The organism is Methylobacterium sp. HJ2 (assembly GCF_056431005.1).
On record NZ_JBWJYM010000004.1, the window covers coordinates 161,145 to 173,351 of the forward strand.

10 protein-coding genes are annotated in these 12,207 nt (G+C 70.9%); 5 read left to right on the forward strand and 5 right to left on the reverse strand.

Annotated features, from left to right (window positions below; genetic code table 11):
• Positions 1-57 precede the first annotated feature (57 nt).
• Positions 58-1,788 (forward strand): dihydroxy-acid dehydratase, encoded by a 1,731-nt coding sequence (ilvD, locus tag ACS5RC_RS11955; protein WP_478344081.1) that lies wholly within the window; start codon positions 58-60, stop codon positions 1,786-1,788.
• Complete coding sequence (locus tag ACS5RC_RS11960; RefSeq protein ID WP_478344082.1) at positions 1,775-2,680, forward strand: tetratricopeptide repeat protein; 906 nt, start codon at positions 1,775-1,777, stop codon at positions 2,678-2,680. The genes ilvD and ACS5RC_RS11960 overlap by 14 nt, the downstream gene beginning before the upstream one ends.
• Before the next feature lie 25 nt (positions 2,681-2,705).
• On the opposite strand, the gene xth is transcribed toward ACS5RC_RS11960, so the two are convergent.
• The 4 genes from xth to ACS5RC_RS11980 form a co-directional block, all read right to left on the reverse strand.
• The gene (gene xth, locus ACS5RC_RS11965) at positions 2,706-3,500 is read right to left on the reverse strand and encodes an exodeoxyribonuclease III (protein ID WP_478344083.1); all 795 of its coding nucleotides are present in this window, start codon (positions 3,498-3,500) and stop codon (positions 2,706-2,708) included.
• A 172-nt stretch (positions 3,501-3,672) separates the two neighbouring features.
• On the reverse strand, positions 3,673-5,154 hold the full coding sequence (locus tag ACS5RC_RS11970; RefSeq protein WP_478344084.1) for a methyl-accepting chemotaxis protein: 1,482 nt from the start codon (positions 5,152-5,154) through the stop codon (positions 3,673-3,675).
• Positions 5,155-5,478: 324 nt separating this feature from the next.
• Entirely contained in the window at positions 5,479-5,829 is a 351-nt protein-coding gene (locus tag ACS5RC_RS11975) for a hypothetical protein (RefSeq protein ID WP_478344085.1), read from the reverse strand.
• Positions 5,830-5,908: 79 nt separating this feature from the next.
• Positions 5,909-7,009: an HBL/NHE enterotoxin family protein gene (locus tag ACS5RC_RS11980; RefSeq protein WP_478344086.1), complete on the reverse strand. Its 1,101-nt coding sequence runs from the start codon at positions 7,007-7,009 to the stop codon at positions 5,909-5,911.
• Positions 7,010-7,548: 539 nt separating this feature from the next.
• On the opposite strand from ACS5RC_RS11980, the gene ACS5RC_RS11985 reads away from it, so the two are divergent.
• From ACS5RC_RS11985 to glpX, 3 genes are all read left to right on the forward strand, one after another.
• The gene (locus ACS5RC_RS11985; protein WP_478344087.1) at positions 7,549-8,244 is read left to right on the forward strand and encodes a ceramidase domain-containing protein; all 696 of its coding nucleotides are present in this window, start codon (positions 7,549-7,551) and stop codon (positions 8,242-8,244) included.
• 107 nt (positions 8,245-8,351) lie between these two features.
• Positions 8,352-9,674 carry a homoserine dehydrogenase gene (locus ACS5RC_RS11990; protein WP_478344088.1) on the forward strand — a complete coding sequence of 441 codons (1,323 nt, stop codon included), beginning with the start codon at positions 8,352-8,354 and terminating at the stop codon, positions 9,672-9,674.
• 150 nt (positions 9,675-9,824) lie between these two features.
• On the forward strand, positions 9,825-10,808 hold the full coding sequence (gene glpX, locus ACS5RC_RS11995; protein WP_478344089.1) for a class II fructose-bisphosphatase: 984 nt from the start codon (positions 9,825-9,827) through the stop codon (positions 10,806-10,808).
• Positions 10,809-10,910: 102 nt separating this feature from the next.
• Here the strand turns inward: glpX and ACS5RC_RS12000 are convergent, their stop codons facing one another.
• Positions 10,911-11,795, reverse strand: a complete 885-nt coding sequence (locus tag ACS5RC_RS12000; protein ID WP_478344090.1) for a L,D-transpeptidase — start codon at positions 11,793-11,795, stop codon at positions 10,911-10,913.
• Positions 11,796-12,207 lie beyond the last annotated feature (412 nt).

The following is a 12,207-nucleotide window of genomic DNA, read 5'->3' on the forward strand; positions in this document are numbered from 1 at the left end:
TCGGCGCGCACCCCACATCTCGGGATCGATCGCAGAGTACGAGACGGGATCTGGGTGATGGACGCGCGTTTGAACGACAAGTCGAAGCTGCCGAGCCGCCACGTCACGGAGGGGCCGGACCGCGCGCCGCACCGCTCCTACCTCTACGCCATGGGCCTGACCCGCGAGCAGATCCACCAGCCGCTCGTCGGCGTCGCCTCGTGCTGGAACGAGGCCGCCCCCTGCAACATCTCGCTGATGCGCCAGGCCCAGGCCGTGAAGAAGGGCGTCGCCGCCGCCCACGGCACGCCGCGCGAGTTCTGCACCATCACGGTCACCGACGGCATCGCCATGGGCCATGGCGGCATGCGCGCCTCGCTGCCGTCCCGCGAGGTCATCGCCGATTCCGTCGAGCTGACCATGCGCGGCCATGCCTACGACGCCCTCGTGGGGCTCGCCGGCTGCGACAAGTCGCTGCCCGGCATGATGATGGCGATGGTGCGCCTCAACGTGCCGTCGATCTTCATCTACGGCGGCTCGATCCTGCCCGGCTCCTTCCGGGGTAAGCCGGTGACGGTGCAGGACCTGTTCGAGGCGGTCGGCAAGGTCGCGGTCGGCGACATGAGCCTGGAGGACCTCGACGAGCTGGAGCAGGTCGCCTGCCCGTCGGCCGGCGCCTGCGGCGCGCAGTTCACCGCCAACACCATGGCCACCGTCTCCGAGGCGATCGGCCTGGCGCTGCCCTACTCGGCCGGCGCCCCGGCACCCTACGAGATCCGGGACAAATTCTGCGCCACGGCCGGCGAGAAGGTGATGGAGCTCATCGCCAAGAACATCCGCCCGCGCGACATCGTCACCCGCAAGGCGCTGGAGAACGCCGCCGCGACGGTCGCGGCGTCGGGCGGCTCGACCAACGCGGCGCTGCACCTGCCGGCGATCGCGCACGAGTGCGGCATCGAGTTCACCCTGTTCGACGTGGCCGAGATCTTCCGGCGCACGCCCTACATCGCCGACCTCAAGCCGGGCGGGCGCTACGTCGCCAAGGACATGTTCGAGGTCGGCGGTATCCCGCTGCTGATGAAGACGCTCCTCGACCACGGCTTCCTGCACGGCGACTGCCTCACGGTCACCGGCCGCACCATCGCGGAGAACCTCGAGAAGGTCGCCTGGAATCCCGACCAGGACGTGGTGCGCCCGGCCAACGCCCCGATCACCCCGACCGGCGGCGTCGTCGGCCTCAAGGGCAACCTCGCCCCCGAGGGCGCGATCGTGAAGGTCGCGGGCATGGCGGCGGAGAAGCAGGTCTTCACCGGACCGGCCCGCGTCTTCGACGGCGAGGAGGCCTGCTTCGCCGCGGTCCAGAGCCGCAGCTACAAGGAGGGCGAGGTCCTGGTCATCCGCTACGAGGGACCGCGCGGCGGCCCCGGCATGCGCGAGATGCTCTCGACCACCGCCGCCCTCTACGGCCAGGGCATGGGCGACAAGGTCGCGCTCATCACCGATGGGCGCTTCTCGGGCGCCACCCGCGGCTTCTGCGTCGGCCATGTCGGGCCCGAGGCCGCGGTCGGCGGCCCGATCGGGTTGCTGCGCGACGGCGACATGATCACCCTCGACGCGATCCAGGGCACGCTCGAGGTCGCCCTGTCCGACGAGGAGCTGGCCGAGCGCCGCAAGGCCTGGGCGCCGCGGGCGAACACCGCCACCTCCGGCTATCTCTGGAAGTACGCGCAGGGCGTCGGCCCGGCCGTGACCGGTGCCGTCACCCATCCGGGCGGCGCCAAGGAGACGCAGACCTATGCGGACATCTAGGACTGACCTCAGCCGGCCGACGCGGCCGGCCGGGGCCGATCCGTGTCGGCCCCGGTGGATGGCGGGCGCCCGGCTGGCGGCGATGGCCGGTGCGGCCCTGGTGCTGACCTTCGGGTCGGTGCCCGCGCCGCGCGCCCTCGACGCGAGCGTGCGCACGCCGGTGCCGGTGGCCGAGAAGAGCTACCGCTCCGCCAAGGACGCGCTGCGCGCGGGCGTGCGCGAGTACAATGCGGGCGACAAGGAGGGCGCCGCCCGCGCCCTCGAATACGCCGCCGGCCAGGGCCACGCCCTGGCGCTGTGGAAGCTCGGCCGCATGTACGCGGACGGGGACGGCGTGCCGCACGACGACCTGAAGGCCTTCGAATACTTCTCGCGCATCGCCGACGCGGCCACCGACGACGGGCCGGACGCCCAGACCTCGGGCGTGACCGCCAGCGCCTTCACGGCGCTCGGCACCTACTTCCTCGACGGGATCAAGGGCACCTACGTGCGCCCGAACCCGGAGCGGGCCTACGACATGTTCAACTACGCGGCGTCGTATTTCGGCGACCCGAACGCGCAGTACAACCTCGCCCGGCTCTACCTCGACGGCACCGGCGTCGAGGCCGATGCCCGGCAGGCGGCGCGCTGGTTCAATCTCGCCGCCGAGAAGGGCCACCATCCGGCCCAGGCGCTGCTCGGCGACCTTCTGGTCAACGGCATGGGCGGCGTGCCGACCCAGCGGGTGCGCGGCCTGATGTGGCTGGCGCTCGCCCGCGAGGGCGCGCAGGGGCGCAAGGACGAGTGGATCGTCTCGCTCTACGAGAAGAACTGGGCGGCGGCGAGCGAGGACGACCGCAGCGAGGCCCAGGTGCAGATGCAGACGGTGGGCTCGGTCAAGCGGCGGCGCTGACAGCGGATCGGCGTGCGCGCCGCCCTCAGGCCGGGCGCAGCTCCACCGTCACGGGCACGTGGTCGGAGGGCTTCTCCAGCCCGCGCAGGTGCTTCTGCACCGAGGCCGAGACCAACCGGTCCGCCGCCTGGGGCGAGAGCAGCAGATGGTCGATGCGGATGCCCTGGTTCCGGAACCAGCATCCCGCCTGGTAATCCCAGAACGTGTAGAGCTGGTCGCGCGGGTCGCAGGCGCGCAGCCCGTCGGTGAAGCCTTCCGCGAGCAACGCCCGGAAGGCCGCCCGCGATTGCGGCAGGAACAGCGCGTCCTGCCGCCACGCCTCCGGGTCGGCGGCATCCTCGGGTTCGGGGATCACGTTGTAGTCGCCCGCGAGCACCAGCGGGATTTCCGACCGCAGCAGAGCGCGGGCGTGGCGGCGCAGGCGCTCGAGGAAGGCGAGCTTGTAGGGGTATTTCTCGCTCGCGACCGGATTGCCGTTCGGCAGGTAGATCGAGGCGACCCGCACCGGAGCGGCGTCCTCGCCCGAGATCAGGCCCTCGATGTAGCGCGCCTGCGCATCGGATTCGTCGCCCGGGAGGCCGCGCCGGACCTCCGCGATCGTCAGCGGCGTGCGGACCAGCAGCGCGACGCCGTTATAGGCCTTCTGTCCGAGCGTCTCGACGGCGTAGCCCGCCGCCTCGATCTCGGCACGGGGAAAGGCCTCGTCCTGGCATTTCAGCTCCTGGAGGCAGACCACGTCGGGCTTCGCCTCCTCCAGGAAGCCGACGAGGTGGCCGACGCGCTGCTTGATCGAGTTGACGTTCCAGGTGGTGATCCGCATCGCGACGCTTTCCCGAGACCCGCGCCCGTCATCGGGTTTCCGGGTCCGCCTGACAAGGCGGGGCCCGGCATCGACGGCTCGACATCCCACCGGGACCGAGCGCCGCATGCGACGGCGCCGCCCGGCCCCGCGCCCCTCACCGAGGGCGCCGTGAGGCCGGGGGCCGCCGGGCTCAGCCGACGGCGCGGACGGCGGCGCGGACCTGCCGCGTGGTCTCGTCGAGCTGCCGGCTGGCCTGCGCGATCTCCGTCATGCCGACCGCGATCGCGGTCGCGCCGCGCGAGGCGGTCTGCATGCTGCCGGAGATCTCGCGCGTGACCACCGACTGTTCCTCGACAGCGGTCGCGATCGCCCCGGACACGCTGTTGAGGGTGTGGATGGTCGCCTGGATCGAGCCGATCGCATCCACCGCGTCCCGCGTCGCGGCCTGCGTCGCGGCGATCTGCGCCCGGATCTGATCGGTCGCCTTCGCGGTCTGCTCGGCCAGCGCCTTCACCTCGGAGGCGACGACGGCGAAGCCCTTTCCGGCGGCACCGGCCCGGGCCGCCTCGATGGTCGCGTTGAGGGCCAGCAGGTTGGTCTGCCCCGCGATGCCCTGGATCAGGCCGATCACGTCGCCGATCTGCGACGCCTGCCCGCTCAGGCCGGCGACGATGGCACCCGTGCGCTCGGTCTGGTCGACGGCCTGCGCGGCGATCTGCGCGGCGTGGGTGACCTGCTGGCTGATCTCGCCGACGGAGGCCGACAGCTCCTCGGCACCCGAGGCCACCGCCTGGATGTCGCCCGAGATCTGGTCGACCGTGCTGGCGGCCTCGCTCGTCTGCCGCGTCACGGCCTCCACCGTCTGCCCGATCGCGTCGAGGTCGGTGCCGATGACGCGCTGGGCCTCGGCGCGGCGCTGCCGCTCCAGGACCTGGGCGGTGATGTCGATGGCGAATTTCACCACCTTGAAGGGCCGGCCCTCCGGGTCGGTGACCGGATTGTAGGTGGCCTGGATCCAGATCTCGCGACCGCCCTTGGCGATGCGCTTGTACTCGGCGGACTGGAACTCGCCCCGACCGAGCGCGGCCCAGAAATCGCGGTAGGCCGCGCTCTCGCGATAGCCCGGCTCGACGAACAGGCTGTGATTGCGGCCCGCGATCTCGTCGAGCGTGTAGCCCACCGCCTCGAGGAAATTGGCATTGGCGGCCAGGATGGTCCCGTCGAGCCCGAAGGCGATCACGGCCTGGGAGCGGTTCAGGGCGGCGATCTGTCCGTCGCTGTCGAGACTGTGGCGCTTGCGCTCGGTGATGTCGGTGGCGAACTTCACCACCTTGACGGTCCGGCCGTCGCGGTCGCGGACCGGGTTGTAGGTGGCCTGGATCCAGACCTCGCGCCCGTCCTTGGCGATGCGCTTGTACTCGGCGGATTGGTACTCGCCCCGGCCGAGCGCGGCCCAGAAGGCGCGGTAGGCCTCGCTCTCGCGATGGCCGGCCTCGACGAACAGGCTGTGGTGGCGGCCACGGATCTCGTCGAGCGTGTAGCCGACCGTCTCGAGGAAGTTGCGGTTGGCCTCCAGGATCGTCCCGTCGGGCGCGAACTCGATGATGGCCTGCGAGCGGTCGAGGGCCTCCAGCTTGGCGCGCAGGTCCGATCCGACACGGGTGCCGAACATCAGCGTTCTCCGGGGTGTGACGATGGGAACTCGCGCCGGCCCGGTCGACCCTTCGCGGGGACCGAGAGGGGCTCGGCGATCGAGAGCGCCCCTGACACCAGAATGCCCATTGGAGGTTAATTGATGATGAATAAACCTGTATTTAGTCGGTATTACAGCGAGCAACAGAGACCATCCGACCATGACTGCGCTCAATAGGCGCAGTGTCATCAATTGTATCTTAGTGCACCAAGGCAAACTGGACTTTAAGTCGCGCTTTGAGAGGACAACACGCTTTGCGTGCATGGATCGGCGGGCATCCCGGAAGCCTCTCCCTGGCCCGGCTCAGGCGCGGAACAGCCGATCCCCATCGCGCTGATCTCGACGTGCGGGCGGTCGCGATCCGCCCCGCACCGGCAGTCCCGGACGGCGCCCCTCCGGACGTGACGGGGAAGCGGGCAGCGGCGGCGACCGGCCCGCGCGGTCCGGCTCCGCGGCCAGGATCTCAGGCTTGGCATCCGTCGCGAAGGCGGCGACCGCGCTCTGGAGTTGACGGATCCGCACGACCGTCGCGGAGAAGAGGCCCGACGCGCTCGCCGCAATCGGCTCGGCCTGCGGTGGCAGACCGGTCAGGCCGGTGATCCGGAGGGCGGCCCCCTCCAGATTGGCCAGGGCCTGCGAGAGGTAGCCGGTCATGAGACGTCCTTTCGCGGGATCCCGCCCAGGATGAGAAGGGGGAGGCCGTCCGCCTCCCCGAGAACGACGCGACCGACGCTCAAGCCGCGGCCAGCTGACCGACCTGCTGTTCGATCAGATCGCTGACGGTCTGACCGGCGGGGGCCACGATCACCTGCACGCCCGCCAATTGCTCCTGGATCGTGGCGATGTCGGCGAGGACCGTCTTGACCACCGAATGGGCGGCGGCCAGGAACAGCCCGCGCGCCGTGTCGGGCGACGTGATGCCGCTCTGCAGATCGGCGGTCAGGGTGCCGAGATCCCCGATCAGGAAGTCCCAGGCCTCCTGCATCGCCGTCGCCGCATCCACGGCGATCCTCACTTGCCCCAGCAGCCCCCGGTAGCCGGCCAGGATCGCCGCCGCCTGCTTGACTTCGGTCTTCAGGGACGCCTCGTCGTGCAGGACGCTGGCTTTCGCCGTGTTGAGATTGGCCAGGACGATCGCGGACGCGACGTCGCCGCCGACACCCGTGACCACCACGCCGATGCCGCCGACCACCGCCGGAGCCGTCGTCCCCGCCGTGTCGAAACTTGCGATCGCGCCGACGCAGATCAGGAAGAGGCCGCCCGCGACGGCGAGCGAGCCAGTGACGAGACCGCCGATCGCGCCGTCGATCTTGCCCTGCAGATCGGCCAGTTCCTCGTTGTCCCGGGCCAGCGCCCCGTCGTCGCCGCTCACCGCCGTGTTGAGGTCCGAGACGATGCGCTGGAACGCGTCCGCGTCCGTCGCTAGGGCCTCGTGCAGGCTGCCCAGGCGTGTCGCCACCTGTTCCGCGGCGCTCTTGTAGGCCTTCGACTGCGTCGCGAGCGCCGTCAGGGTTGCGATCCATTCCGCCTCCGGCGAGCCGGGGGGAAGCACGTCCGGAACCGTATCGTGAAGCGCGTAATAAGTGCCGACATTCGCGATGTTTCGGATGATGTCCGGCTGGATGTCGTTCAGATAGGTATTCGCGTGGCCCTGCGCGGCCGTCAGGCCGTCGTTGATCGACCGCTCGTAGACGGCCAGATCCGACACGGTGGAGATCTCGACCGGAGGCTGCTCCAATACGCTGTTGCAATAGGCCTGCACGATCAAAGCCTGAGACGATTGAGCCTTGTTCGCCGTATCGATCTTCAACGCCGATTGTTGCTGACCGTCCATCGCGGATCCCCAGACTTATGACACTGATTCTGATCGCCGTTGGAACGCCGGGATCGAGAAATGCATTCGCTCGCGCTCGAAAGCCATCGAAACCCGAGTTCTGCTCTGTAATTCCGGCTCCATATCTGAAATCGGCATGTGCGAGACGCTCTATTGATTCGTCAAGATTGTATCGGTTGTATTTTAAGAGACGGCAATAGGATTTTCCGACGTCGCCAAGCCTTGATCCGCGACCGCCATTCTCGTAAGCGAGCGTCTGGGCGCGCCGGAACGGTCGCATCCCTGTCATGCGGGTCTCCTAGAGTGGCGATCCGCGAGCGGAGCGCGAGCCAGGGCCGAACCCGATACGGTGCGGGATCCGCACGCGCGGATCGGAGCCCCCCGGATCGGCGTCGCTCCGTCTCGGGGCGCGCGATGCAGGCGTGATCCCCGGAGCCGTCGCGGTTCCCGAACCTGCTCCCGGGGACGGCCCGTCGACGCGCGACCGGTGGGCCGGCCCGCAACACCCTGTCGCGCGTCCGGGACGGAAGCACGCCCCCATGACCGACTGGTTCGAGCCGATCCGCGCCTATTGCGAGCGCTCCGGGCCGGATTTCTGGGCCGAGCCGCGCAACGCCGTCTCGAACGGCGCCTTCCTGATCGGGGCGGCGCTGGCGGCCGCGCGCGCGGCGCGCGCGCCACTCGACCGGGCCTGCCTCGCGCTCGCGGCGCTCACAGGGGTCGTCGGAATCGGGTCCTTCCTGTTCCACACGCTCGCAATCCGCTGGTCGATGCTGGCCGACGTGGTCCCGATCGCGCTGTTCATCCACGGCTATCTCTGGCTCGCCCTGCACCGGATGCTCGGTTTCGGCCTCGCCGCCGCGACGGCCGGGACCGTCGCCTTCCTGGCCCTCGGCACCGGCTTGACCCCGGCGCTCGACGCCCTATCCGGCGGTTCGTTCGACGCCCTCACCAACGGCTCGGTCGATTACCTGCCGGCGCTGCTCGCGCTCCTGGGCGTCGCCGTCGCCCTGCTGCGGCGGCCGGAGCCGGCGCGGCGCGCGGCGGGCCGGCGCCTCCTGGCCGTCGCCGGGCTGTTCCTGGCCTCGCTCGCGGCCCGCACCGGCGACCGCGCGCTCTGCGGCGCGCTGCCGTCGGGGACACACTGGCTCTGGCACGTGCTGAACGCCTGCGTGCTCTACGGGCTGATCGCGACCGCCACGGACTACCGGCGGCGGACGATGATCCCAGCCTGAAACCGGGCTTTCTTGCGGGGGCGCCGGAATCGTTGCAGAAGTGCGCGCCCGCCGGACCGCGCGAACCTCCGTTCCCCGCTGCGGCCGTCGCGGGGCCGGAAGGAACCATGACACAGAGCCTTCGCCTCGGCGTCGCCGGTCTCGGCACCGTCGGCGCATCCGTCGTCCGGATGATCGCCCGCCGCGCGGACGCACTGGCGCAGGCCACGGGCCGCGAGATCCGCGTCGTGGCGGTGTCCGCGCGCGACCGCAGTCGGGATCGCGGCCTGGATCTGCCCGGAATCGCATGGTTCGACGATCCGGTCGCCCTGGCGCGCGACCCGGGGATCGATTGTCTCGTCGAGCTGATCGGCGGGGCGGAGGGGCCGGCCAAGGCCACCGTCGAGGCGGCGCTCGCCGCCGGCAAGCACGTCGTCACCGCCAACAAGGCGCTGCTCGCCCATCACGGCGCGGCACTCGCGCGCGCCGCCGAGCAGACCGGCGTGGCGCTCGCCTTCGAGGCTTCGGTCGCGGGCGGCATCCCGATCGTCAAGGCGCTGCGCGAGGGGCTGCCGGGCAACGCGGTGAGCCGGGTCTACGGAATCCTCAACGGCACCTGCAACTACATCCTCTCGCGCATGGAGCGCGAGGGCCTGACCTTCGAGGCCTGCCTCAAGGACGCCCAGGCGCTCGGCTACGCCGAGGCCGACCCGACCTTCGACGTCGAGGGCTTCGACACCGCCCACAAGCTCGCGATCCTGACGAGCCTCGCCTTCGGCACCGTGGTCGACGCCGAGGGCGTCTCGGTCGAGGGCATCTCGCGGGTGCAGCCCCTCGACCTGCGGATGGCGGACGAACTCGGCTACCGCATCAAGCTCCTGGGCGTCGCCCAGGCCACCCCGGCGGGCATCGAGCAGCGCGTCCATCCCACCATGGTGCCGCGCGCCTCGGCCATCGCCCAGGTGATGGGCGTCACCAACGCCGTGACGGTCGATGCCGACGCGGTGGGCGAGCTGACCCTGATCGGACCGGGCGCGGGCGGCGAGGCCACGGCCTCGGCCGTCGTCGCCGACATCGCGGACGTGGCGGCGGGCTTGGTGCGCCCCGCCTTCGGACGGCCGACCGCGGCGCTGGTGCCGCTCGCCCGCGCCGAGATGCAGCGGCACGAGGGCGGCTACTACGTGCGGCTCACCGTGCACGACCGGCCGGGCGTCGCCGCGGGCGTGGCCACCCGCATGGCCGAGCGCGCGATCTCGATCGAGAGCATCCTGCAGCGGCGCAGCGAGAGCGCGGCGGTGACCGACCCGCGCGGGCGCTCCGGCCAGCCGGTGCCGCTCGTCCTGATCACCTACGCGGCGACCGAGGGCACGATCCGGGCGGCGCTCGAGGCCATCGCCGAGGACGGCCTCCTCGCCGAACCGCCGCAACTCATCCGCATCGAGCGCGAATAGGCGTCGAATCCGGACATGCAGCGGCGCGAAACTGTGCGATCGCTCACAAGTTGATCACATCGGGATCCGATCAACGCCCACAGGTGGGCCGCGAGCGGATATGGAAAGGCCGGCACCGAAAAGATTCGGGCCAGGACAGGTGAGGGAACGATGGCTGAGGCGGTGACCGACGGGTCGCGGAACGTCGCGATGCGGATCCTCGGCCTCGAACTGGCGCGGGTGACCGAGCGCGCCGCGATCGCCGCCGCACGCCTGCGCGGACAGGGCAACGAGAAGGAGGCCGATCAGGCCGCCGTCGACGCCATGCGCGACGAGCTGCACACGCTGCCCATCGACGGAACCGTGGTGATCGGCGAGGGCGAGCGCGACGAGGCCCCGATGCTCTATATCGGGGAGAAGCTCGGGCGCGGCGGCATGGCGGTGGACATCGCGGTCGATCCGCTGGAGGGCACCACCCTCTGCGCCAAGGACATGCCGGGCGCCATCGCGGTGCTGGCCATCGCCGAGCGCGGCTCGCTGCTCGCCGCCCCCGACGTCTACATGCAGAAGATCGCGATCGGGCCGGGCTACCCGCCGGGCCTCGTCGACCTCGACATGCCGGTGACCGAGACCATCGCGGCGCTCGCCCGCGCCAAGGGCGTCAAGGCCGGCGAGATCACCGCCCTGGTCCTCGACCGGCCGCGCCATGCCGACCTCGTGGCGGCGATCCGCGCCACCGGCGCCGGCGTGCGGCTGATCTCGGACGGCGACATCGCCGGCATCATCTTCACGGCGAGCCCGGACGAGACCGGGATCGACATCTATCTCGGCACCGGCGCGGCGCCGGAGGGCGTCATCGCGGCGGGCGCCCTGCGCTGCACCGGCGGGCAGATGCAGGGCCGGCTGATCCTCGACAGCGCCGAGAAGCGTCGCCGCGCGGAGAGCATGGGCATCACCGAGCCGAACCGGAAATACGCGCTGACCGACCTCGCCCGCGGCGACGTCATCGTGGCGGCCACCGGCGTCACCGACGGCTCGCTGCTGCGCGGCGTGCGCTTCCGCCCCAACGCGATCGAGACCGAGACGGTGGTCTACCGCTCCGCGACGGGCACGATCCGGCGCATCCGCGGCGAGCGCCGCATCGTGCGGGTCTGAGGGCGTACCCCGGCGCCAACCGGCCGGCCACGACTGCCCGTCACGGCAAGGCAAGGCTCTTGGGCCGTCCCGATCGCGCCGGCGACCGGGAGGGCTCGACGGTCAGTTGAGCACCACCACCTTGGCGCCGACCTCGACGCGACCGTAGAGGTCGATCGCGTCCTGGTTGATCATGCGGATGCAGCCCGAGGACACGGACTGGCCGATCGTGTGCGGCTCCGTGGTGCCGTGGATGCGGTAGAGCGTGTCCTTGTTGTTCTGCCACAGGTACATCGCCCGCGCGCCGAGCGGGTTGCGCGGGCCGCCGGCCACGCCGAGGCCGCTCTGGAGCTTGTCGATCTGCGAGGCGAGGTCCGGCCGGCGCGCGATCATCTCCTTGGGCGGGTACCAGTCCGGCCAGGCCTGCTTGGAATTGATCGTGGCGTCGCCCGACCAGGCGAAGCCCTGCTTGCCGACGCCGACGCCGTAGCGGCGGGCGCGGCCGTTGGGCTGCACCAGGGTGAGCTGGTGCGCGCGCGGATCGATCACGATGGTGCCGGGCTCGTAGCGGCCCGAATAGGCGATCTCCTGGCGCAGGAAGGCCGGGTTCGTCTTCTTGTAGTTGAAGGCGGGCACCGGGAACGGATCGTCGGTGATGGCGGCGTAGGCGGTGGCGTAGTCGATCGGCCCGTCATCGACCGGGCGGTTCACCGCGTTGCGCGGGGCCGGGGCCGCGCCGGGCGCCGGCGGCGCGCTCGCCTGGGGCGGCGGGGCGTCGGCTTCCGGCAGCGCCGGGCGGCCGTTCACGACGGGGCCGCTATAGGGCACGTACCGGCCGCGCAGGCGGCGGTACAGGGCACCGTTCTGATCCTGGTAGAGCAGATCGTCGTCGTACCCGCCCAGGCCCTGCTGCTGCGCGAGGCCCGGCACGGTCGCGGCGAGAAGGAGGCCGCTCGCCGATCCGGCGAGCAGGCTGCGGCGCGTGAGGCCGGAGAAAAGATCGGACATGGCTCTGAAAGACGTTCCTTGATCATCCCCTCCGCCGCGAAGGCGAGGCGGAGGCGCGGATCCCGGTCGAATTGCCCCACACGGCCGAGCGCGTCGGACAATCCCTAGCCTAAAGCGCAATGTCGCGTCACGTGCGTCCGGGCCCGGACGCCATCTCCGCGGGCAGCCGTCGATTTCGCGCAACAGGCGCGGGCCCGACATCCACCGCGGCTGGCGCCTCGACCTGCACATTGAGGCACCATTGCTCTCCGGCAAGGCAGTGCTTCGGCCCGCCGGGAGGCGTCCGGCCCGAGATCTCTACAGGCGCGAACCGGCGGATGTTGGCACGGATGCTGCAATTCCGTCCCTGCGCGCCCTGGTGGCGCCTCGGGGCAACGGCGCCCCGGATGCGGACGGTGTGAGTCCGGACCTT